We start from the raw sequence: 22,243 nt of genomic DNA, 5'->3' as shown, positions 1-22,243 counted from the left end.
TAAAAGAAACCCGGCCTAGGCCGGGTTTCTTTTTGCTCAAACTTTAATCACCCAAGGGCAACGCATAAGTACCCGTTACATGTGCGACGAGATTCTCTTCCTCACCTTGCGAATAGAGGGACACTTCACAAACTGCTTGACGGCGACCAAGTTTAAGTATCTTCGCCTCAGCAACTAGATCCACTGGTTTGGGTTTCGCGAGGAAGTTGATATTCAAGTTGGACGTCACTGCCATCTCGACTTTACCGAGCCGCCCCAGCACGACTGCATACATGGCTGCATCGGCCAGCGCCATGATGGTCGGACCGGACAAGGTTCCCCCTGGACGCACCAATCTGGACTGGAAAGGCACCCTCGCCAGCGCGCCCCGATCGTCGATCCGCTCGATACGGAGGTCGATATCCTCTGCCATGGGCACCCCAGCGCGAATCAATGCTTCAACCTGCTCCGCTGTCAGACTCACTACGTCGCCCTCCTCCCTCTACGGGACTGCAATCCTGTACGCCACTTGATCAGGGCCGTACAATGCCGAGCCATTCAAACCCATCGCAACCGACAGAACGGCCAAACATGCGTACCAGTCAGTACCTGCTGTCTACCCTCAAGGAAACCCCCGCCGACGCCGTGGTGATCAGCCACCAGTTGCTGCTGCGTGCCGGTATGATCCGCAAGCTTGCCTCCGGCCTCTACACCTGGCTGCCAATGGGCCTGCGAGTACTGCGCAAGGTCGAGACGGTGGTCCGCGAAGAAATGAATGCCGCCGGCGCGCTCGAGGTGCTGATGCCCGCCGTGCAGCCCGCCGAGCTGTGGCAGGAGTCCGGCCGCTGGCAGCAGTATGGCCCCGAACTACTGCGCCTGAAGGACCGCCATGAGCGCGAGTTCTGCGTTGGGCCAACCCATGAAGAAGTCATCACCGACATGGCGCGCAATGAGCTGAACAGCTACAAGCAGCTGCCGCTCAACTTCTATCAGATCCAGACCAAGTTCCGTGACGAGATCCGCCCGCGCTTCGGCTTGATGCGTGGCCGCGAGTTCGTGATGAAGGACGCCTACTCCTTCCACATGAACCAGGAATCGCTGCAGGAAACCTACGACCGCATGCACCAGGCCTACTGCAACGTGTTCAGCCGCCTGGGCCTGGACTTCCGTCCCGTGCTGGCCGACACCGGCTCCATCGGCGGCACGGGCTCCCACGAGTTCCACGTGCTGGCGGACTCCGGTGAAGACGATATCGCCTTCAGCGACAGCTCCGACTACGCCGCCAACGTCGAGAAGGCGGAAGCCCTGCCCCGCGAGACCGAGCGTCCCGCCGCGAGCCAGGAACTCAAGCTGATCGACACTCCGAATACCAAGACCATCGCCGACCTGGTGGAAAACTTCGACCTGCCGATCGAGAAGACCATCAAGACCCTGGTGGTGCATGCCGCCGAGGAAGGCAAACTGGTCGCCTTGATCGTTCGTGGCGACCACGAGTTGAACGAAATCAAGGCCGCCAACCTGCCCCAGGTCGCGAACCCGCTGGTCTTCGCCAGCGAAGCTGAGCTGCGCCAGGCCATTGGCGCAGGCGCGGGCTCCCTTGGCCCGCTGAACCTGCCGCTGCCCTGCGTGGTGGACCGCTCCGTCGCCCTGATGAGCGACTTCGCCATCGGCGCCAACATCGACGACAAGCACTACTTCGGCGTGAACTGGGAGCGCGACCTGCCCCTGCCGGAAATCGCCGACCTGCGTAACGTGGTCGCTGGCGACCCGAGCCCAGACGGCAAAGGCACCCTGGTGATCAAGCGCGGCATCGAAGTCGGTCACATCTTCCAGCTGGGCACCAAGTACAGCGAAGCCATGAAGCTGAACGTGCTCAGCGAACAAGGCAAGCCGGTCACGCTGATCATGGGTTGCTACGGGATTGGTGTCTCTCGCGTGGTCGCTGCTGCCATCGAGCAGAATTACGACGACCGCGGCATCCTGTGGCCTGAAGCCCTGGCACCGTTCCAGGTCGCCCTGGTACCGCTCAAGTACGAGACCCCGGCCGTCAAGGAAGCTACAGACAAGCTCTATGCCGAGCTGCGCGCAGCTGGCGTCGACGTGTTGCTGGATGACCGTGACAAGAAAACCAGCCCCGGCGTCAAATTTGCCGACATGGAGCTGATCGGCATTCCGCACCGCATCGTGGTAAGCGAGCGCGGCCTGGCCGAAGGCAACCTGGAATACAAGAACCGCCGCGAAGCCGACAGCCAGGCTGTGCCGGTGGCTGAGGTTCTGTCCTTCATCACCGCCCGCGTGAATCGCTGATCGAAAGAATGTCCATGCGTAGTTCCCATTACCTCGTCGGCGCCGCCTTGTGCGGCACCCTCTTCGTCAGCGGCTGTGCCAACCATTTGCCACAGCGCAGTGAGCACGAAGAGCGTGTCGAGCGCAAACTGCTGAACCATAGCCTGCAGATCGACGTGGGTGATCCACAGGTACTGGAACTGCCGCAACGACGCATCCGCATCAACGAGCAGAAGACCTTCGAAGTCACTGAGTTCGAAGTTAGCCGTCACTATGATCGCTACACGCCCTACCAGCCCTGGCGGGAGCTCTACGAGGTTCCGCTGGGCGCGGTGGCGGTAGTAGCCGGTGTTGGCGCCAACCTACTCAACGTAGTGTTGCTCGGCAGCCTGCCGGACACGGCAACCAAGGACTGGATCAGCTACGGCTTTGCCGGCCTCAACCCGGCAATGAACGTCGAATCCAACGGCCGCTCCGAGCAAAACCTGGCCAGCATCGACGAGAAGCAGCAGGACAAGCGCATGGAGTACTCCAGCCTGCCCTGGGCCGAACGTCCGGTACTGGTGAAGTTGGGCGGCCACACCCATGAGCTGCTGACCGATCGCAACGGCATCCTGCGCCTGAACCTGCTGGACGGCCCCTTCGCCGACCAGGACATCAGTCGCATCGGCCAGCTCCTGCTGAGTGTCGAAGACCCCATGGACAGCGCCCGAGCCGATGCCACCCTCGGCATCAGCCACACCTTGCGTGGCAAGCTGGCGGAAGCCCATGCGCTGATCTTCGAAGACCTCGAAGACGACGAAGTCCCGCAGTGGGTCCATCGGGTCAAGCGCCTGTCGGAGCTGGGTCTGGAAGAGGAAGCCAGCGAACTGGAGCAGAGCCTGATCGAGCTGACTCGCAACGATCCGGAGCTGCAGCAGGAGTTTCTCCAATCACTGATGAAAGATGCCGGGCGACTGGCTGCCGACCCCGGCGATTCGGATTGAGCCCTTTCAGGAGCGAGCCTCGCTCGCGCCTGCCTTGCGGCCTCAGCGCCGCACGATAAAGCCGGTTATGCCCTGCAGCGGCTGCTCCTGAAGCTCCACGCCCGTCACCTGTGCCTCGGCCGGCCCCTGCTCCAGCCAGGCAGCCAACTCGCGCACCGCGCCATCCGCCCCCTCAACCAGCACCTCGACCCGGCCGTCAGCCAGGTTGCGTATCCAACCGTCCAGCTCCAGGCGGTCGGCCTGTTCCTGCGTCGACTGGCGGTAATAGACACCCTGCACCTTGCCGCTCACGTAGCCATGCAGACAGATTCGCGCCATCGTCCTACCCCCCTTTGCGCAGCTCTTCGAGGCGCGCAGTCAGGCCCGCCGCACTCTGCTCGCCCAGCAGGCGCTCCCGCAATTTGCCCTGAGCATCGATGATGTAGGTGACAGGCAACGCTTCACTGCGCGGCAGGTCGTAACGCGTGGACGGGTCCTCTGCCAGCACCGTGAACTGGATGCCCATTTTCTGCGCGGCCTGGCCGAGCTCATCGCCCTTCAGCCCGTCGAAATTGACCCCCAACACCTTTACGCCCTTGTCACGTTGCTGCTTGGCCAAAGCGTTGAGTTCGGGGATCTCCGTACGGCAGGGCGCACACCATTCGGCCCAGTAATTGATGACCAGCCACTGGCCTTCGAGGCGCTCAACCGCTACCTTCTGTCCATGCTGATCGACGCCAACGTCGTCCGAGCAGCTGGCCAGGAGCAGGCCGGCGCCCATCAGTGCGAACACCCCTATTACAGCCTGGAGTCGCGATCCCATGCATTCGGTCCTCGTGTACGCGGGGTTGGTATGACGCTCGATGCCCTGCGCCTGGAGGTGCCGGACATCCTGGAAGAAAACAGCACTCCACTGGCAAGCGTTCCGGCGCTCCTCGCGCAAGCGCGTCAACTCCCTCAGGATAGTGCCCTGCAGCAGGTCCTGGGGCTTTTGTTCAGGCTCAACCGCAGCACCCTGACCTTACTCGAAAGGCAGCGCGTGCTGCAAAGCTTCAGCGAGGAGTTTCGCCACTACGCCCGGTCCTATCAGGACCGGACGGTGCCGCCCACCCTCTTCGTCAAGTTATGTGACGAACTGGCCTGCGGATTCAAGCGCCTGTTGCTGCAGATTCTTCAGCGGCACCAGCCTTCGCGCCCACACCTGGCGTGGTGTTTGTACATGGCCCAGCACTTCCTCGCCCAAACCCAGCTGCGCCACTACCAGCTCTATCAGGAACCCAGCCCGCGCCTGTGGCGCGACAGCCACCTGCTGTATTGGATCGGCGAGCACCAGAGTTGCCTGGACGAGCCGGTTGCAGCCGCCTTCCGCCCCACGCCAGCGAACACCCTGCGCGGCCTCTACCAGCAGATGCTGCTGCTGGCCCTGAGCAACCCCTTCCATCTGAGCGAAGGCGAATGCCCGCTGCTGTTCGGCGCCCTGGCGCCGCTCGCCGGCCTGGCGCGGCTTCTCCCCTGGGACGAGGAAGACGAGAATGGCAGCCCGACCGTCGACCTGACCGAATCCCAGCCCTGCTTGCCACTGGATCAGCGCCCGGATGGTGCCAGCACGTATTTGCGCCGTTTCGAGTTGGGTGCGCTGCTGATCGCCGTGCATGAACCCGCTCCCCTGCGCAGCGAAAGTGAAAACCAGCTCCTTGAAAAGGTTCGCCAGCACTGGCTGGGACGCCAGCAGCGCCGCCATCCGCGCACCGAACAATCGGGGCAGTGCCAGTTGGTGGTGGGCCTGGCGGCCATCCATGCCGAATTGCTCGCCCAGCATCCTGGCCGCTGCGACGCGAAGTTGCTCGATGCCAGCCCTGGCGGCGCTCGCCTGCTTTGCCATGGCGATCTGGGCAACCCGTTGCCGGTGGGGCAGCTCGTGTTGGTCCAGGCCCTGGGCTCACCGGTCCTCGCCTTGGTGCGCTGGCGTTACCAGAACACCGAGGGGCTTCACCTCGGCCTGCGCTACCTGAAGGGCCTGCCACGTCCGGTCTGGTTGCGCCGTGCGCCTAACGCCCAGACACATCCCGGTGTACTGCAGAGCACGCCAGAACCCGGCAATGGCTGGCACCACGGCCTGTGGCTGCCGTGTAAACAGTTCGGCGAAGAAGAGAACCTCTGGCTGCAGCTGGCCAGCGTGCACAACCAGGCCATCGTGCGACTACCAGAGCCCAATCTCTGCACCTCGCTGGTGGCGCGCTATCGCCTGCAACTTGCCTGAGTGGTCAAACTGCGAGGCGGGTCACGTCATCCGGTGGCCAAGGCGCACAGTTCGCGTGGAAATGGCTGCTTATAATCCCGGTCCATCGGTACGAGCGTACCTTTCCAGCCTGGATGCCCCATGCAACAGCAAGACAGCCTGATCGGCCCAGTCCCTGCCCGCGTCGTCGAAGTCGCCCGCTCTACCGTCACGCCCTTCGAAGGCCGGGTGGCAGATTTCAATGTGGCGGCCTGGCTGCATCTACCGGGCATGACGGATCTGCCGGTCTCGCTGCAGGTGAGCTACATGGACGGCGAACAACGACGCGAAGTCGCGGTGGATCACGGCAGGCTCAATGCCAAGGGCAAGATCCTGCTGGCCGGTATCGCTCGCTTGCCTTTCAAGCAGAAGATCGACCAGATGCAGGTGCGCCTTCGCGCCGCCGTCCCGATCAAGGGATTGCTGGTGGAAGAACTCTTCGTGCAGCCCGTGGAACTGGCCGAGCCAGCCAACCGCCAGGTACGTGCCTGACGGGCTTCAGCCGGGCAGCGCCCGATTGTTTTCCTGGGACGGTAACTCCGCCCCGTCCTGCTCCGCTTGCACGACCACTGGCGCCAGGGATTCCGGCCAGTGACGGAACGTCAGCCCGGTCACCCGGTTCAGCCCCTCCAGCGCCCGTTGCGGTGCGCGCTCGTGCAGGTGGATCAGTTTGTCTTTCGCGGTACCCATTGCCTTCATCCCCTGGCCATCGGTTCGATGGCCCCTTCCCTGTCAGTGCCATAAACATGCCAACCGCAACGGCCCGCAACTTCACGGCCCGCTGCTGGATCGAGCCGGCGCCGTCTACCGTCCACTGACAAATTTCGTCAGTCGTGCCCCGGCTTGAGCCATTGAGCCAGGCTGCCACCAAACAAGGCCTGCTGCTCTTCCTCAAGCAGCTCCAAAGCCTTGCGCAGCGGCGGATACCACGCCTCATCCAGATGTTCGGGCAACTGGCCAAGCCGTGGCAGCGGCCAGGGCATGTGGACGAGTAGCTGATAAAAACCGTAGCCGCTCAAATCACGACAGAGCACCCACGAACCGCCACTGGCGCGGCAGACCAGGTGCTGACTTTCCAGCAACTCCAGCATCTCCAGCCACTCATCCTCCGGCAGGTGCCAGCCGGCCCGCTGTACATCCAGGTGACGCACCGGCATGCCGCGCAACTGCCGATCATGGAACACCCGCAGGATCCCGAGCAGCACCAGCAAGCGCGGCAGCGCGCGGCGACGCCAGTGCCAGGGCGTGGAAAGGTTGCACACCAGTTCGGCACCAAACAGCACGATGACCCAGGACAAGTAGATCCACAGCAGGAACAACGGCACCGTGGCGAACGCACCATAGATCAGTTGGTAGCCAGGAAAGAAGCTGACGTAGAGGCCGAACAGGGCCTTGGCGGCCTCGAACAGCAGCGCGGTGAAGACGCCGCCCGCCAAAGCGTGGCGCACCGGCACCCGGGCGTTGGGTACCGCGGCATAGATCAGCGTGAAAGCTGCAATGCTGGATAGCAACGGCATGAACCCGAGCAGGGTCTTGGCGCCGATCAGGGCATCCGGACCGGAAAGCAGCGACAACGAGGTGATATAGGTACTGACGGCGAATCCCGCCCCCAGCAGCAAGGGGCCAAGGCTGAGAATCGCCCAGTAAAGCAGAAAGCTGGAAACGCCCCGCCGCGGTTGGCGCACTCGCCAAATGGTGTTGAAAGCTTTCTCGATGGTCACCAGCATCATGAACGCGGTCACGACCAGCAGGCCGACGCCGACCCAGGTCAGGTGCCGCGCCTGCACCGTGAAACCACGCAGGTATTCCTGCAGGGTTTCCCCCGTGGAGGGCACGAAGTTACGGAAGATGAAGCTCTGGATCTGCTCGCCCGTGCCCTGGAAAGCCGGAATGGCCGAGAGCATGGTGAACGTCACCGTCATCATCGGCACCACGGCGAACAGGCTGGTATAGGTGAGGGCTGCGGCGCTGTTGGTGCCACGATCGGCAATGAAGCGTTGCAGCAGAAAGCGCCAGAATTCGACGACGTCGGTGAGGCGTTGGCGCATTCCATCTCCTTGATTCATATCGGCCCGGCCCGGCTCAGCAGACCGCAACCACGGTGCACGGTTCAGGCCGACACCGCGACACGGTTAGAATAGCCGTCTCGACCAAGCCCATGCGACCCCCGACATGACTGAACTGACCCTCTACCACAACCCTCGCTGCTCCAAATCCCGCGGCGCCCTGGAGCTGCTGGAAGCCCGGGGCCTGGCCCCTTCCATCGTGCGCTACCTGGAAACGCCGCCCAGTGCCACCGAATTGCGAGACCTGCTGGCCAAGCTGGGGCTGACCGCCCGTCAGCTATTGCGCACCGGTGAAGATGAGTACAAAGCCCTCAGTCTGGACGACACCAGCCTCTCCGAAGAGCAACTGATCGCCGCCATGGCCGCCCATCCGAAGCTGATCGAACGCCCCATCCTGGTCGCCGGCGACAAGGCCGTGGTCGGCCGTCCGCCAGAGAAGGTACTGGAGATCCTTCCTTGAGCGCGCCCTACATCCTGGTTCTCTACTACAGCCGTCACGGCGCCACCGCCGAGATGGCCCGACAGATCGCCCGTGGCGTCGAGCTGACCGGCCTGGAGGCGCGCCTGCGCACCGTACCCGCGGTGTCCACCGAGTGCGAAGCCGTGGCTCCGGACATCCCCGCCGACGGCGCGCTCTACGCCACCCTCGACGACTTGCGCCACTGCGCTGGTCTGGTGCTGGGCAGCCCCACCCGCTTCGGCAACATGGCAGCGCCGCTGAAATACTTTATCGACGGCACCAGTAGCCTTTGGCTGACCGGCGAACTGGTGGGCAAACCGGCGGCAGTGTTCACCTCCACCGCCAGCCTGCACGGCGGCCAGGAGACGACCTTGCTGTCGATGCTGCTGCCACTGATGCACCACGGCATGCTGGTCACCGGCCTGCCCTACAGTGAACCCGCGTTGCTGGAAACCCGTGGCGGCGGCACCCCCTATGGGGCCAGCCATCATGCCGGGGCCGACGGCAAGCGGCCGCTGGACGAGCAGGAAATCGCACTCTGCCGCGCCCTGGGCCAGCGCCTGGCGCAAACGGCGCAACGCCTGGAGACCCCGCGTGGCTAGAAAACCCAAGAAACTGCCGGAACTCGCCTGGCTGGCTCCGCGCATGTCTTCCAGCCGAGTAGTCAGCCTGGCGAGCTTCATCGCCCTGGCCCTGCTACTGACTGTAAACACTCTATTCTTCGCTGACCTGCACGGCGCCAGGACCTGGGTAGTCCTGGCTATCCAACTGGTCCCCCTGGCCCTGCTCGCCCCCGGCATGATTCTCGGCAACGCCCGCGCCCATGCCTGGACCTGCTTCGTAGTGAATATCTATTTCATCCAGGGCGTACTCGCCGCCATCGACCCGGCACGCAGCCTGTTCGGCTGGCTGGAAGCCGGCCTTAGCCTGCTGTTGTTCTGCGCGGCGCTGCTCTATACCCGGTGGCGTTTCCAGTACAACCGCAAGCTCGCCGGGGAGTGATTCCCGACCAGAAACAAAAAAGCCCGGACTTCGCTCCGGGCTTTTTCTTCTGGCAGCTTGCAAGCGCTCGTGACTACCAGCCAAAGATTTCCTTGAGGAACGGAATGGTCAGCTTGCGCTGGGCCTGAAGCGATGCCTGATCAAGGATATCCAGCAGGTCGAACAACAAGTTCATGCTGCGCGGGCCACGGGTCAGGATGAAGCGCCCGACTTCGTCGGTCAAGTGCAGGCCACGGCGGGAGGCACGTAATTGCAATGCCCGCAGCTTGTCTTCATCGGACAGCGCATGCAGCTGGAACACTAACGCCAGGGTCAGGCGTGACTTCAGGTCCGGCAGCTTGATACCCAATTCGCGAGGTGACTTGCTGGCCGACAGGAGCAGCTTGCGGCCGGCGTCGCGAAGACGGTTGAACAGGTGGAACAAACCCTCCTCCCATTCCGGCCGCCCCGCCAGGGCATGCAAGTCGTCCAGGCAGACCAGCTCGCACTGTTCCAGGTTGTCGAAGACTTCCGGGCCGTAGTGCACCAGTTCGTCCATGGGCAGGTAGATCGCCTGCTCATCGCGCTGCTCGAAGCGCAGACAGGCGGCCTGCAGCAGATGACTGCGCCCTGCGCCTTCACCTCCCCACAGATAGATCAGGCTCTCGGTCCAGCCGGCATCGGGTTCGCACAGGCGTTCGACATAGCCGAGTGCCGCAGCGTTGGCGCCGGGATAGAAGTTGGCGAAGGTGGCGTCGTCACGCAGACGCACACTCAGGGGAAGCTGGATCGGTGTCATGCCGTACTGGGAGGGTCGTCGGGACCACTACTCGACTGTCCGTAAAGGTCGGAAAGTTTATAGAAATCATGCGCATGGCGCAGCAAAACCATGATGATTGCCGCCACGGGTAGTGCCAGCAGCACGCCGGTGAAGCCAAACAACTGGCCGCCAGCAAGTATCGCAAAGATTACCGCCACCGGGTGCAGGCCAATGCGATCGCCCACCAGCAGCGGGGTCAGCAGCATACCCTCAAGTAACTGCCCAATGGTGAAAACCGCCACCACACCTATCAATGGATAGAGTTCGAAGCCCCCGTACTGGAACATTGCCGCCAACACCGCAGCGCCGAAACCCACCACGAATCCCATGTAGGGCACGATGCTGGCCAGCCCGGCTACCAGGCCGATCAGCAATCCCAGGTCCAGCCCCACCAGCATCAGCCCGGCGGCGTAGATCAGGCCCAGCGCCAGCATCACCAGCAACTGGCCCCGCACGAAAGCACCCAGCACTTCATGGCACTCGCCTACCAGCAGGACGACATAGGACTCGCGGCTGCGGGGCAACAAACCACGGAGCTTGGCCACCATCAAGTCCCAGTCCCGCAGCAGGTAGAACGCCACGACCGGAATCAACAGCAGGTTGCCCAGCCAACCCAACAGTGCCAGGCCCGAGGCCGTGACTCTTGCCAGCAAGGTACTGGCAATGTCGGTGGTCTGGCCCAGGTGGCCACTGATCACCGCCTTGAGTCTATCGAAGCCCCAGAAGTCCCCAGGCAGACCAAGCTGGGCCTGAACCCGGGGCAGCGCACTCTGTTGCAACCAGTCGAGCATCTGGGGCGCCACCTCGTAGAGGCGGAAAAGCTGACGGCCGAGCATGGGCAACAGCACCAGCAGCAGCGCCAGCAGGATCAGTCCGAACAGGCCGAATACCAACGCAACTCCCCAGGTGCGGGACAGGCCCAGCCGCTCCACGCGATCAACCAGCGGGTCGCCGAGATAGGCCAGCAGCATGCCCACGAGGAAGGGCGAGAGAACGGGGTGCAACTCGTAGAGCAACCACCCCAGAAACAGAAAGCCACCCAGCCAAAGCCAGCGGCGCGAATCGGTCATGTCAGGCCCTCATCCTTGCGTAACGAAATTTCCGCCCCCAATCCCAGACGTAGTGGGCTCCGCTTCCCAATGTCACCACCAGCACCATCCAGCTCAGCGGCCCGCGCAACGAAGCCAGTGCCGGCGCCAGGCTGAGTTCCAGCAGTACGTAGAGCACCAGGAGCATCTGCAGCAAAGTACTGAGCTTGCCCAACCAGCTCGGCGAAAACTCCGCCGGCCCTGCCAACACGCGGAACAACCCGGCCCCCAGCACTATCAGCAGGTCACGCAGGAACACCACCAGTGCCAGCCAGAGCGGCAGCACCTGGGTAATGGTCAGGCAGATGAAGCAGGTCACCAGCAGGAGCTTGTCGGCCAAAGGGTCGAACAGCGAGCCGAAGCGGCTGGTCCAGTGGTAACGCCGGGCGAGAAAACCGTCCAAGGCATCGGAGCTGGCCGCCAGGACGAACAGCACCAGGGCCTGGTCATGTCGATCGGACAGCAGCAACCCGGCAATGGGCAGAACCAGTGCCAGGCGCAGCAAGGTCAGCAGATTGGGCAACTGGTGCATGGCATCCCCGTCACGGGTAGGCCAGCAGTGTACGCCCGCTACCAGTGGAAGCGCAGCAGGTTGTTGCGCGGCACCACCTGAGGTGCTGGCGCAGCCTGAGAATCAGCGGACGGGGCGGGTGCGGCAGGCGCCTCGGGCGGCGACTCCTGGAGTCCAGCCAGGGCCAGCTGGGCGCGCAGTTGCTCGGGAGTGGCGGTCACCTGGAATTCCAGGCGGTCACCCTCGACCTTGAGCAGGCGTGCGCCGAACGGCTCCAGCAGGCGCGACAACTCGGCATAACGCTCCAGGTTGGCACCTTGAACCTCCAGCTCCAGACTCTGCCCAGCACCACGTGCCACCACGAAGCGCGGCGCCAGACGCTGGCTCACCGCCGACATCACGGCATCGGCCACTGCAGTGCTGTCGGCCCCTTCGGCAGTACCCTGCTCGCGGCTGTCCCCCAGCCACAAGCGCCATTGGGCCTGCCACTTGCCGTCGGTCTCGCTGGCATCCACTGCCAGCAGGGCATCCGCACCATAACGCTCGGACGCCTGGGTCAGTGCGCCGGGCGCGGCGGAAGTGAGTTGTTCGGGAGTCGCCAACAACTGCTCGTTGAGGTCGGCGAGCGGAAGGCGCAGCGGCAAACCACGGTTCTGCGCTGCCTGGCGCAGTGGCGCTGCGGTTTCCTGGCCGTCACCGACCAGGCTGTTGCTACCCTCACCGGAACGGTTCAACCACCAGGCGAGAATGGCCGGTCGGTTGGCGCTCCACAGCGGAATACCGGCCTGGCGCAGCGTGCGTTCGGCGGTGATCGGGTCGAAATCCACCACCAGGGTCTGGCCTTCATAGCCGTACTGGCTGATGAGTTGCTGCGGGTCCTTGCGCACGGCATCCAGGGCCGGGCTCTGGGCGGCCTTGGGGTCACCGGACAGGCGTAGAACCAGCGTGTCCAGGGCGCGTACCAAGGCCTGATTGCGCTCCTCCGGCTGCTGCGACGTAACGGGTTCACGAACCTGGTAGAGGTCGTTGACCGTTTCGGCATGGGCCGACGGGCCGAGAAGCGTGAGACAGAGCAGGAAAACTGAAGCGATCAGGCGCATGGTGGACTCTCTGTAGGCGGACAGATGCAGCATAGGCCGCAATCGAAGGGCTATACCTTAATCAGCCCTCTGGCGCGCGGCAACGCGGCGTTTTTCCGTTCTTTTCTCCCGGGGCGACCGCTGCCGATGGCCGCTACCGGGCAAGCCTGATAAAATCGCGCGCCTTCGCAAACCGGCAGCCAGACTTGCCGGTCGATCCTCGAATTTCCCCTATAGGCCTGGATTTATGAGCAAGCAACCCTCCCTGAGCTACAAGGACGCCGGTGTAGACATCGACGCTGGTGAAGCCCTGGTCGAACGCATCAAAGGCGTGGCCAAGCGCACCGCACGCCCGGAAGTGATGGGCGGCCTGGGTGGCTTCGGCGCCCTTTGCGAGATCCCGGCCGGCTACAAGCAGCCGGTGCTGGTATCCGGCACCGACGGCGTCGGCACCAAGCTGCGCCTTGCACTGAACCTGAACAAGCACGACAGCATCGGCCAGGACCTGGTCGCCATGTGCGTGAACGACCTGGTGGTCTGCGGCGCCGAGCCGCTGTTCTTCCTTGACTACTACGCCACCGGCAAGCTCAACGTTGATGTCGCAGCCACCGTGGTCACCGGTATCGGCGCCGGTTGCGAACTGGCCGGCTGCTCCCTGGTAGGCGGCGAGACCGCCGAGATGCCTGGCATGTACGAAGGCGAAGACTACGACCTGGCAGGTTTCTGCGTCGGTGTGGTGGAAAAAGCCGAAATCATCGACGGCTCCAAGGTCCGTACCGGCGACACCCTGATCGCCCTGCCCTCCTCCGGCCCGCACTCCAACGGCTATTCGCTGATCCGCAAGATCATCGAAGTCAGCGGCGCCGACATCGAGCAGATCCAGCTCGACGGCAAGCCCCTGACCGACCTGCTGATGGCCCCGACCCGCATCTACGTCAAGCCGCTGCTGCAGCTGATCAAGGAAACCGGCGCTGTGAAGGCCATGGCCCACATCACTGGCGGCGGCCTGCTGGACAACATCCCGCGCGTCCTGCCGGACAACGCCCAAGCCGTGATCGACGTGGCCAGCTGGCAGCGTCCGGCGGTCTTCGACTGGCTGCAGGAAAAAGGCAACGTCGACGAGACTGAAATGCACCGCGTGCTGAACTGTGGCGTGGGCATGGTCATTTGCGTTGCGCCGGAGCAGGCTGAAGCCGCGCTCAAGGTCCTGCGTGCCGCTGGCGAACAGCCCTGGGTCATCGGTGAAATCGCCGCGGCCGACGAAGGTGCCCAACGCGTCGTACTGAACAACCTGAAGAGCCACTGATGGTTGCACGCTGTGATGTGGTGGTGCTGATCTCTGGTTCCGGCAGCAACCTGCAGGCGCTGATCGACAGCATCACCGGCGACGACCATCCAGCCCGCATTCGCGCGGTGATATCCAACCGCGCCGATGCCTATGGCCTGGAACGCGCCAGAAATGCCGGTATCGACACCCTGGTTCTCGACCACAAGGCCTACGCCGACCGCGAAGCCTTCGATGGTGCGCTGATCGAGGCCATCGATGCCTTCTCACCGCAGCTGGTGGTGCTGGCCGGCTTCATGCGCATCCTCACACCCGGTTTCGTGCGCCACTATCAGGGCCGCCTGCTGAACATTCATCCCTCGCTGTTGCCCAAGTACAAGGGATTGCACACCCATCAGCGCGCGCTGGAAGCCGGGGACACCGAGCATGGCTGCAGCGTGCACTTCGTGACCGAAGAACTTGATGGCGGCCCTCTGGTCGTGCAGGCCCTGATCCCGGTAGAGTCGAACGACACGCCGGAAAGCCTGGCCCAGCGGGTTCATGCACAGGAACACCACATCTATCCGCTGGCCATGCGCTGGTTTGCCGAAGGCAGGCTGCGCCTGGGCCAGAACGGCGCCGAACTGGATGGACAAGCGTTGCCCGCTTCAGGGCAACAACTGCGTAACTAGGAGATTCGCCAATGCGTCGTGCCTTGCTGTTGCTCCTCGCCCTCGTCACTCTGCCCGTCATGGCGGCCGAGTTGAAACCCTTCGAGGCCAGCTACACCGCCGACTGGAAACAGCTTCCCATCAGCGGCACTGCCGGCCGCAGCCTGAAGCAGCTCGAAAACGGTCGCTGGGAACTGGACTTCGAAGCCGCCATGCTGGTCGCCAGCCTGAGCGAAGTGAGCACCTTCCGCGTCGAAAACAATGCCTTTCTGCCTCTGACCTACCGTTTCAACCGCAGCGGCCTGGGCAAGAGCAAGCAGGTGGAATTCGATTTCGACTGGGCCCAGAAGCAGATCATCGGTAATGACCGCGGCAATCAGGTGCGCCTGCCCCTGAACCGTGGCCTGCAAGACAAATCCACCTACCAGCTGGTGCTGCAGCATGACGTCGCTGACGGCAAGAAGAGCATGAGCTACCAGGTGATCGACGGCGACGAGATCGAGACCTACGATTTCCGCGTACTGGGCGAGGAGCGCGTGCGCACCAAAGCCGGCCTGGTGGACGCCATCAAGGTCGAGCGTGTACGTGACCCTACCCAGAGCAGCCGCAAGACCGTGCTCTGGTTCGCCAAGGACTGGGACTTCCTGCTGGTGCGCCTGCACCAGGTCGAGAAGGACGGCAAGGAATACCAGATCATGCTCAAGGAGGGCACGGTGAACGGCAAGTCGGTACAAGGCCTGCCGGAGTAACACCTCCCCTCACGAAGAACCGGGCGCAGTGCCCGGTTTTTTTGTGCCCGCAGGAATGCACGCCGTACCTTGGTCGTGCCCTGGATGGACGAAACAGGCCGATACTTGAAGGAAAGCCGGGGCGCGCCGACAGCGCCTATGCTGATTTACCGGCACGCTGCAGAGGAAACCGCCATGACCGACGAATACCTGCCGCTCTCCTGCGACCTTTACGACTACATCGAGATCGCCTGCCTGCACCGCTACCAGCTGCACATCGAACTGGCCGGCGGCGCCCGCCTGGATGCCCGCGCCATGACCACCCTGACGACGCCGAACAAGGAAGAGTTCCTGATCGTGCAAAACGAGGGGGGCCAGGAACGCTTGCGCCTGGACCAGATCACGGCGATCACGCCACTGACGGAGGGGGCGAGTTTCGGGCGGGTGTTGCTGGGAAATCAGATCTGCTGAGCCACCCCGACTGCATCCGGGCTGCAGGGGCGAATTCATTGGCTATGTTTGCGCTAGCAGCTGCATTGCCCGTAGGAGCTGGCTTGCCAGCTCCTACAAGACTCCTGGCCCGCTGGTAAACCTCTCGCAACAGCTAACGCAGTCCTGCTCCAGGTAGGTGCCGCCCCCACAGGTTCGAGGACCGACCCCGGATTGGCAGTCCCGAACGCTGGGTTTCCACAACCCTCAGCACCCAGTAGCCGGCCAGACGCCGCTCCAAAAGCAAACCGGGCACAAGCCCGGTCTCTTCACCGCATCACCACATCAGATCGTCCGGCACCTTGTAGGCGGCGTACGGATCGTCAGCATCCGGCTCTTCGGTCTGGGTGTTGAGCAGCACCACCCGACGCGGGTCGCGCTCCTGGATGCGCAGGGCGGCATCACGCGGGATCACTTCGTAGCCGCCGCCATGGCGGACGACGGCCAGGGAGCCACGGCTCAGCTTGTCGCGCATCAAGGCGTTGACGGCGATACGCTTGACCTTCTTCTCGTCGACGAAGTTGTAGTAGTCGTCGCTGGTCAGCTTGGGCAGGCGGGAGCTTTCGATCAGTTGTTTGATCTGCGCTGCCCTGGCCTTCTGCTCGGCTTTCTCCTGCTGCTGGCGATTCAGTTCCTGGTCGCGTGCGGCTTTCTCGGCCTGGGCCTGAATGGCTGCCTGACGCAGGCTGTCATCCTTTTCGACCTGGTTCTTCTTCTCCAGGCGCTGTTGTTTCTGTTGCTGCTTGCCGGCCTGCTTGACCTGCTTTTCATTCACCAGCCCGGCTTTAAGCAGCTGGTCGCGGAGGGAAAGGCTCATGTCGGGGTTCAGTCTCTCGAGTTAACAGCCAAGGCTGAGTTTTTCCTGTTTCTTGGCTTCGCCCCAGAGGGCATCCAGTTCTTCCAGGGTGCAATCTTCAATGGGACGGCCCGCATCGCGCAATGCCTGTTCGATAAAACGGAAGCGTCGCTCGAACTTGCCATTGGCGCCGCGCAGTGCGGTTTCCGGGTCGACCTTCAGGTGACGCGCCAGGTTGACCACGACGAACAGCAGGTCGCCCACCTCATCGGCGATGGCCTGCGGATCGTTCTCGGACATGGCCTCCAGCACCTCATCCAGCTCTTCGCGCAGCTTGTCGATCACCGGCAGCGCCTCGGGCCAGTCGAAGCCCACCTGGGCAGCCCGTTTCTGCAGCTTGGCGGCGCGACTCAGGGCAGGCAACGCGGTGGGCACGTCGTCCAGCAGCGATAACTGCTCAGGCGCGACGGCCTTTTCAGCACGTTCCTCCGCCTTGATCTCTTCCCAGCGCTGCTTGATCGCCGCCTCTTCCAGGCGCGCCATGTCGGGTGCGCCGTAGAGGTCACCGTCGGGGAACACGTGAGGATGGCGACGAACCAGCTTGCGGGTAATGGCATCCACCACGCCGGCAAACTCGAATCGCCCGTCCTCCTTCGCCAGTTGGCTGTAATACACCACCTGGAACAGCAGGTCACCGAGCTCTCCTGGCAGGTGGTCGAAGTCACCGCGCTCGATGGCATCGGCCACTTCGTAGGCTTCTTCGATGGTGTGGGGAACGATGCTCGCGTAGTCCTGCTTCAGGTCCCAGGGGCAGCCGTACTGAGGGTCGCGCAGCCTGGCCATCAGGTGCAGCAGGTCGTTGAGTTGATACATGACGGGGTCCTGTGGCGAATCCTGGCATCTTGCCGGGCGGGATAAGCCCCCACCCGGCAAGAGGATCAGGCGGCTCTGTTACGCCGCGCTTCGATGATGTTCGGCAACTGGGCGATCCGCGCCAGCAGCCGGCCCAGCGCATCCAGACCAGGAATCTCGATGGTCAGCATCATGGCGGCGGTGTTGTCTTCCTTGTTGGAGCGGGTGTTGACCGCGAGCACGTTGATGCGTTCGTTGAGCAGAACCTGGGACACGTCGCGCAACAGGCCGGAGCGGTCGTAGGCGCGAATGACGATATCCACCGGGTAGGTCTGCACCGGCGCCGGCCCCCAGCTCACCTGGATCATCCGCTCGGGCTCGCGGCCGGCCAGTTGCAGGGCCGAGGCACAGTCTTGACGGTGGATGCTGACACCACGGCCGAGGGTGATGTAGCCCACGATCGGATCGCCCGGCAGAGGCTGGCAGCAGCCCGCCATCTGAGTCAGCAGGTTGCCAACGCCCTGGATCTGCACGTCGCCGCGCCTGCCCGGCTTGTGATGGGAGATCTTGCGCGGTATCAGCTCCAACTGCTCGCTGGCACCACGCTCGGGTTCCACCAGGGCCTGGGCGGCATTGACCACGTGGGCCAGGCGCAAGTCACCGGCACCCAGGGCCGCATGCATGTCTTCGGCCGTGCGCAGATTGCACTTCTCGGCCAGCTTCTCGAAGTCCACCGGCGGCAGCGCCAGGCGCGACAGCTCGCGCTCGAGCATGGCCTTGCCGGCCGCGACGTTCTGGTCGCGGGCCTGCAACTTGAACCAGTGGACGATCTTCGCCCGCGCCCTGGAGGTGGTGATGTAGCCCAGGTTCGGGTTGAGCCAGTCGCGGCTGGGAGAGCCCTGCTTGCCGGTGATGATCTCCACCTGCTCGCCGGTTTGCAGGCTGTAGTTCAGGGGCACGATGCGCCCGTTGATCTTGGCGCCACGGCAGTTGTGGCCGATCTCGGTATGGACCCGATAGGCGAAGTCCAGCGGCGTGGCACCCTTGGGCAGATCGATGGCATGTCCATCGGGGGTGAAGACATAGACGCGGTCGGGCTCGATATCCACCCGCAGCTGCTCGGCCAGGCCACCGATGTCGCCCAGTTCCTCGTGCCATTCGAGCACCTGGCGCAGCCAGGCGATCTTCTCTTCGTAGTGGTCGGAGCTCGACTTGACGTCAGTGCCCTTGTAGCGCCAGTGGGCGCAGACCCCCAGTTCGGCCTCCTCGTGCATGGCGTGGGTGCGGATCTGCACCTCCAGCACCTTGCCGTCCGGACCGATCACGGCGGTGTGCAAGGATCGATAGCCGTTTTCCTTGGGGTTGGCGATGTAGTCGTCGAACTCCTTGGGTATGTGTCGCCAGAGGGTGTGGACGATGCCGAGTGCGGTATAGCAATCGCGCAACTCGGGCACCAGGACCCGAACGGCGCGCACGTCGTAGATCTGGCTGAACTGCAGCCCTTTGCGCTGCATCTTCCGCCAGATGGAATAGATGTGCTTGGCGCGGCCACTGATATCGGCCTTGATGCCGGTGGCGGCCAGCTCCTCGCGCAGCTGTTTCATCACGTCGGCGATGTACTGTTCGCGGTCCAGGCGGCGCTCGTGGAGCAGCTTGGCGATCTGTTTGTACTGGTCCGGCTCCAGATAGCGGAAGGACAGGTCCTCCAGCTCCCACTTGATGTGGCCGATACCGAGACGGTGGGCAAGCGGCGCGTAGATGTCGAACACCTCGCGAGCAACGCGGTGACGCTTCTCTTCGTCGGTGTTCTTCACTTCACGAATGGCACAGGTACGCTCGGCCAGCTTGATCAGCGCCACGCGCACATCGTCGACCATCGCCACCAGCATCTTGCGCAGATTCTCCACCTGCGCCTGAGTGCCGAGCACCATGGATTGCCGGGGATTGAGACTGGCACTGATGGCGGCCATGCGCAGCACGCCTTCGATCAGCCTGGCCACCACCGCACCGAAACGCTGCTGCACGGCCGGGAGCTGGATTTTGCCTTCACGCACGCCACGGTAGATCACCGCAGCCACCAGGGACTCCTGGTCCAGCTTCAGGTCAGCGAGGATCTCGGCGATCTCGAGACCCGTCTGGAAACTGGAGTTGCCTTCCGCCCAGCGATTCTGGGCGGCGATGGCCTGTTGTTCGGCGTCACGGGCGAACTCACACGCCTCTTTGAGTACCGCGCGGTCGAGCACCGGGTCGAGGCTGATGACATGGTCCAGCCACGCCTCGAGGTTGATGCTGCCGTCCGTATTGACCGGCTGTTGCGCTCTCACCTGTACCATCTTGCCTACCTTCCCTACGACGTGAACCCCTCACGTCGAATTGTCGCCAGCCTCTGTCGTGCCGGTCGGATTACGCGGGCTTCCTAGCCCACCTCGAATAACGCCATGGCCTCGACATGGGCCGTATGAGGAAACATGTCGAGAATCCCGGCCTTCTTCAGCTGGTATCCCTGCTTGACCAGTTCGGCGCTGTCACGCGCCAGGGTCGCCGGGTTGCAGGATACATAGACCACTCGTTGCGCACCGGTTGCAGCCATCTGCCGAACGGCCTCGAACGCGCCGTCACGCGGCGGATCGAGCAACACGGCATCAAAACCCTGTCGGGCCCAGGGCGCATTGGCCAGGGGGTTCGACAGGTCGGCCTGGAAGAAGTGCACATTCTCCAGGCCATTGGCGGCGGCATTGCCACGCGCCCTTTCCACCATCGCCTCGACACCTTCCACCGCCACCACTTCACGCACCTGGCGCGCCAGGGGCAGGGCGAAGTTGCCAAGCCCGCAGAACAGGTCCAGCACCCGGTCGCCCGGCTGCGGGTTCATCCAGTCTAGCGCCTGCGCCACCATTGCCTCGTTGACTGCCGCATTCACCTGGACGAAATCGCCGGGGCGATATTCAAGTTCCAGGTTCCAGCGCTCCAGGCGATAGCCCAGGCGTGCTTCCGGCTGGACGGGGTGAGGCTCACCTTCACCGTGCAGCCAGAGCTGCACCTGATGCTCCGCACAGAACTCGCGCAGGCGCTGGAGGTCGGCCTCGCCCAGGGACTGAGTGTGGCGCAACAGCAACGCCGACGCGGTGCCATGAAACAGCTCCACATGACCGACTGTCTGGGGTTTATCCAAAGCCCTGAGTAGATCGGGCAACGCGCGCATCACGGGTTGCAAGGGCTGTACCAGTACCTGGCAATCCTTGATCCCGACTATCGCCTGGCTGGAAGCCGCACGGAATCCGACTTCCAGCTGGCGGGTCCTGGCATCCCAACGCACGGCGATGCGGGCACGGCGCCGATAACCGAATTCGGTCCCCACAAGTGGGGCCACCCACTCCTGCGGTTGGAGGTCGGCGAAACGCATGAGCTGCTCAGCCAGGGTGCGCTGTTTCAGGGCGACCTGCTCGGCATGGGGCAGGTGTTGCAAGGTGCAGCCGCCGCACTGACCCGCATGAGCGCACGGCGGCACGAGACGCATTGGACTGGGGCTCAGCACGCGTTCGGTACGGGCTTCCACCACCTGGCTGCGGGCGGCGACTACACGGACTTCCACCTCCTCCTCCGGAAGGGCGCCGGCGACGAACCAGGTGCGTCCTTCGAAGAAGGCAATGCCGCGTCCGTCGTGAGCCAGCCGCTCGATGGCGAGCCGCTGCTTCTTGCCCACGGGGACTTGCTGGGTCCGCGTTCCGCCGCTGGGCTGGAAGCGCAGACCGGTGTTACGCCGGGACATTGGGGTCTTCGTAGATGCCGGTGGAGAGATAACGATCGCCACGGTCGCAGATGATCGCCACCATCACAGCATTCTCTACTTCGCGGGATAGGCGCAGCATGGCTGCCACGGCGCCGCCGGAGGAAACACCGCAGAAGATGCCTTCTTCGCGGGCCAGGCGACGCATGGTTTCTTCGGCTTCGATCTGGGCCATGTCGACCACGCGATCGACACGGTCGGCCTGGTAGATCTTCGGCAGGTATTCCTGAGGCCAGCGGCGGATGCCAGGGATGGCCGAGCCTTCCTGGGGTTGCAGGCCGACGATCTGGATATTTTCGTTCTGCTCCTTGAGGTAGCGCGACACACCCATGATGGTGCCGGTGGTGCCCATGGAGCTGATGAAATGGGTGATGGTGCCCTGGGTCTGCTGCCAGATTTCCGGGCCAGTACCCACGTAATGGGCTTCCGGATTGTCACCGTTGGCGAACTGGTCCAGCACCTTGCCGCGACCACCGCGCTGCAGGCTTTCGGCCAGGTCACGAGCGCCCTCCATGCCTTCTTCGCGACTCACCAGAATCAGCTCGGCACCGTAGGCGGTCATGGCAGCCTTGCGTTCGGCGCTCATGTTGTCCGGCATGATCAGCATCATCTTGTAGCCCTTGATGGCCGCAGCCATCGCCAGGGCGATGCCGGTGTTGCCGGACGTGGCCTCGATCAGCGTGTCCCCGGGCTTGATGTCACCGCGCAGTTCGGCGCGGGTGATCATCGACAGGGCCGGGCGATCCTTGACCGAGCCGGCGGGGTTGTTGCCTTCGAGTTTGACCAGGAGGGTGTTGCTGGTGTCGCCGGCCAGCCGCTGCAAACGCACCAGCGGGGTGTGGCCGATGCAATCGGCGATTGTGGGGTACTGCAGGGTCATGGCGGGCTTCGCAATCCAGACGCAGGGGGTGCATATGATAGCGGCAAACCGCGCAACGCCATATGGCGCAAGCGTTTCGGCTTATGGCGAGCAGCTATATATATGTACCGAAACCAGCGTTTCCCTGAAGCCTCGCCGAATGCTTCATTGCTCCGGAAGGCACCACTGACAGGCAGCCTGGTCGGCAACTGTGGACACCGGGCTTGCCGGCGCTCCCTTGGCTTTCGCACCTGCCATGTCTGCGTTAGCTGTTGCGAGAGATT

25 protein-coding genes are annotated in these 22,243 nt (G+C 63.4%); 11 read left to right on the top strand and 14 right to left on the bottom strand.

Annotation, left to right across the window (positions count from 1 at the left end; genetic code table 11):
* Positions 1-43: 43 nt before the first annotated feature.
* The gene (locus G559_RS0107120) at positions 44-457 is read right to left on the bottom strand and encodes a PaaI family thioesterase (protein WP_028627584.1); all 414 of its coding nucleotides are present in this window, start codon (positions 455-457) and stop codon (positions 44-46) included.
* 113 nt (positions 458-570) lie between these two features.
* Here G559_RS0107120 and G559_RS0107115 point away from each other — a divergent pair, with 113 nt between their 5' ends.
* Both G559_RS0107115 and G559_RS0107110 read left to right on the top strand, forming a co-directional pair.
* Entirely contained in the window at positions 571-2,286 is a 1,716-nt protein-coding gene (locus G559_RS0107115) for a proline--tRNA ligase (protein ID WP_028627583.1), read from the top strand.
* An 8-nt stretch (positions 2,287-2,294) separates the two neighbouring features.
* Complete coding sequence (locus G559_RS0107110; RefSeq protein ID WP_028627582.1) at positions 2,295-3,251, top strand: hypothetical protein; 957 nt, start codon at positions 2,295-2,297, stop codon at positions 3,249-3,251.
* A 42-nt stretch (positions 3,252-3,293) separates the two neighbouring features.
* Here the strand turns inward: G559_RS0107110 and G559_RS0107105 are convergent, their stop codons facing one another.
* Together G559_RS0107105 and G559_RS0107100 are read right to left on the bottom strand one after the other, a co-directional pair.
* Entirely contained in the window at positions 3,294-3,569 is a 276-nt protein-coding gene (locus tag G559_RS0107105) for an acylphosphatase (RefSeq protein WP_028627581.1), read from the bottom strand.
* Between the two features lie 4 nt (positions 3,570-3,573).
* Positions 3,574-4,053, bottom strand: coding sequence for a TlpA disulfide reductase family protein (locus G559_RS0107100; protein WP_028627580.1), 480 nt, complete (start codon positions 4,051-4,053; stop codon positions 3,574-3,576).
* Between the two features lie 30 nt (positions 4,054-4,083).
* Here G559_RS0107100 and G559_RS0107095 point away from each other — a divergent pair, with 30 nt between their 5' ends.
* Both G559_RS0107095 and G559_RS0107090 read left to right on the top strand, forming a co-directional pair.
* Positions 4,084-5,490, top strand: a complete 1,407-nt coding sequence (locus G559_RS0107095; protein WP_028627579.1) for a PilZ domain-containing protein — start codon at positions 4,084-4,086, stop codon at positions 5,488-5,490.
* A 120-nt stretch (positions 5,491-5,610) separates the two neighbouring features.
* A complete protein-coding gene (locus G559_RS0107090) occupies positions 5,611-6,000 on the top strand; it encodes a hypothetical protein (RefSeq protein WP_028627578.1) in 390 nt (129 codons plus the stop codon).
* Positions 6,001-6,006: 6 nt separating this feature from the next.
* Here the strand turns inward: G559_RS0107090 and G559_RS28575 are convergent, their stop codons facing one another.
* Together G559_RS28575 and G559_RS0107080 are read right to left on the bottom strand one after the other, a co-directional pair.
* Positions 6,007-6,198, bottom strand: coding sequence for a hypothetical protein (locus tag G559_RS28575; protein ID WP_036997075.1), 192 nt, complete (start codon positions 6,196-6,198; stop codon positions 6,007-6,009).
* A gap of 137 nt (positions 6,199-6,335) precedes the next feature.
* Positions 6,336-7,556 carry a virulence factor BrkB family protein gene (locus G559_RS0107080; protein ID WP_028627577.1) on the bottom strand — a complete coding sequence of 407 codons (1,221 nt, stop codon included), beginning with the start codon at positions 7,554-7,556 and terminating at the stop codon, positions 6,336-6,338.
* A gap of 124 nt (positions 7,557-7,680) precedes the next feature.
* On the opposite strand from G559_RS0107080, the gene arsC reads away from it, so the two are divergent.
* The 3 genes from arsC to G559_RS0107065 are packed head-to-tail and all read left to right on the top strand — an operon-like array spanning position 7,681 to position 9,036.
* Positions 7,681-8,034, top strand: coding sequence for an arsenate reductase (glutaredoxin) (gene arsC / locus G559_RS0107075; RefSeq protein WP_028627576.1), 354 nt, complete (start codon positions 7,681-7,683; stop codon positions 8,032-8,034).
* Positions 8,031-8,636 carry an NAD(P)H:quinone oxidoreductase gene (gene wrbA / locus G559_RS0107070; protein WP_028627575.1) on the top strand — a complete coding sequence of 202 codons (606 nt, stop codon included), beginning with the start codon at positions 8,031-8,033 and terminating at the stop codon, positions 8,634-8,636. The genes arsC and wrbA overlap by 4 nt, the downstream gene beginning before the upstream one ends.
* A complete protein-coding gene (locus tag G559_RS0107065) occupies positions 8,629-9,036 on the top strand; it encodes a DUF2069 domain-containing protein (RefSeq protein WP_028627574.1) in 408 nt (135 codons plus the stop codon). Before wrbA ends, G559_RS0107065 begins: the two co-directional genes overlap by 8 nt.
* Positions 9,037-9,109: 73 nt before the next feature.
* On the opposite strand, the gene hda is transcribed toward G559_RS0107065, so the two are convergent.
* The 4 genes from hda to G559_RS0107045 are packed head-to-tail and all read right to left on the bottom strand — an operon-like array spanning position 9,110 to position 12,534.
* Entirely contained in the window at positions 9,110-9,814 is a 705-nt protein-coding gene (gene hda / locus G559_RS0107060; RefSeq protein WP_028627573.1) for a DnaA regulatory inactivator Hda, read from the bottom strand.
* Positions 9,811-10,905, bottom strand: coding sequence for an AI-2E family transporter (locus G559_RS0107055; protein WP_028627572.1), 1,095 nt, complete (start codon positions 10,903-10,905; stop codon positions 9,811-9,813). The genes hda and G559_RS0107055 overlap by 4 nt, the downstream gene beginning before the upstream one ends.
* A 1-nt stretch (position 10,906) precedes the next feature.
* Positions 10,907-11,455, bottom strand: a complete 549-nt coding sequence (locus tag G559_RS0107050; protein ID WP_028627571.1) for a CDP-alcohol phosphatidyltransferase family protein — start codon at positions 11,453-11,455, stop codon at positions 10,907-10,909.
* A 38-nt stretch (positions 11,456-11,493) separates the two neighbouring features.
* Complete coding sequence (locus tag G559_RS0107045) at positions 11,494-12,534, bottom strand: DUF2066 domain-containing protein (RefSeq protein WP_036997072.1); 1,041 nt, start codon at positions 12,532-12,534, stop codon at positions 11,494-11,496.
* 226 nt (positions 12,535-12,760) lie between these two features.
* Between G559_RS0107045 and purM the strand changes: the two genes are divergently transcribed.
* The 4 genes from purM to G559_RS0107025 all read left to right on the top strand — a co-directional run bounded on the left by purM (position 12,761) and on the right by G559_RS0107025 (position 15,647).
* Positions 12,761-13,819 (top strand): phosphoribosylformylglycinamidine cyclo-ligase, encoded by a 1,059-nt coding sequence (purM, locus tag G559_RS0107040; RefSeq protein WP_028627569.1) that lies wholly within the window; start codon positions 12,761-12,763, stop codon positions 13,817-13,819.
* Positions 13,819-14,469, top strand: a complete 651-nt coding sequence (purN, locus tag G559_RS0107035; protein WP_028627568.1) for a phosphoribosylglycinamide formyltransferase — start codon at positions 13,819-13,821, stop codon at positions 14,467-14,469. Before purM ends, purN begins: the two co-directional genes overlap by 1 nt.
* 11 nt (positions 14,470-14,480) lie before the next feature.
* The gene (locus G559_RS0107030) at positions 14,481-15,197 is read left to right on the top strand and encodes a DUF3108 domain-containing protein (protein ID WP_028627567.1); all 717 of its coding nucleotides are present in this window, start codon (positions 14,481-14,483) and stop codon (positions 15,195-15,197) included.
* 174 nt (positions 15,198-15,371) lie between these two features.
* Positions 15,372-15,647: a Rho-binding antiterminator gene (locus G559_RS0107025; RefSeq protein WP_028627566.1), complete on the top strand. Its 276-nt coding sequence runs from the start codon at positions 15,372-15,374 to the stop codon at positions 15,645-15,647.
* 295 nt (positions 15,648-15,942) lie between these two features.
* Here the strand turns inward: G559_RS0107025 and G559_RS0107020 are convergent, their stop codons facing one another.
* From G559_RS0107020 to cysM, 5 genes are all read right to left on the bottom strand, one after another.
* Entirely contained in the window at positions 15,943-16,482 is a 540-nt protein-coding gene (locus tag G559_RS0107020) for a DUF2058 domain-containing protein (protein ID WP_028627565.1), read from the bottom strand.
* Positions 16,483-16,503: 21 nt separating this feature from the next.
* The gene (gene mazG / locus G559_RS0107015; RefSeq protein WP_028627564.1) at positions 16,504-17,334 is read right to left on the bottom strand and encodes a nucleoside triphosphate pyrophosphohydrolase; all 831 of its coding nucleotides are present in this window, start codon (positions 17,332-17,334) and stop codon (positions 16,504-16,506) included.
* A 65-nt stretch (positions 17,335-17,399) separates the two neighbouring features.
* On the bottom strand, positions 17,400-19,646 hold the full coding sequence (gene relA, locus G559_RS0107010; protein ID WP_028627563.1) for a GTP diphosphokinase: 2,247 nt from the start codon (positions 19,644-19,646) through the stop codon (positions 17,400-17,402).
* An 83-nt stretch (positions 19,647-19,729) separates the two neighbouring features.
* Positions 19,730-21,082, bottom strand: a complete 1,353-nt coding sequence (rlmD, locus tag G559_RS0107005) for a 23S rRNA (uracil(1939)-C(5))-methyltransferase RlmD (protein WP_028627562.1) — start codon at positions 21,080-21,082, stop codon at positions 19,730-19,732.
* A complete protein-coding gene (gene cysM, locus G559_RS0107000) occupies positions 21,069-21,980 on the bottom strand; it encodes a cysteine synthase CysM (RefSeq protein ID WP_028627561.1) in 912 nt (303 codons plus the stop codon). Before cysM ends, rlmD begins: the two co-directional genes overlap by 14 nt.
* Between the last annotated feature and the right edge of the window lie 263 nt (positions 21,981-22,243).

This window comes from Metapseudomonas resinovorans DSM 21078, from assembly GCF_000423545.1.
Classification (GTDB): domain Bacteria; phylum Pseudomonadota; class Gammaproteobacteria; order Pseudomonadales; family Pseudomonadaceae; genus Metapseudomonas; species Metapseudomonas resinovorans.
Note: the sequence above shows the minus strand (reverse complement) of the source record. Positions and strands in the feature narration are given on the sequence as shown.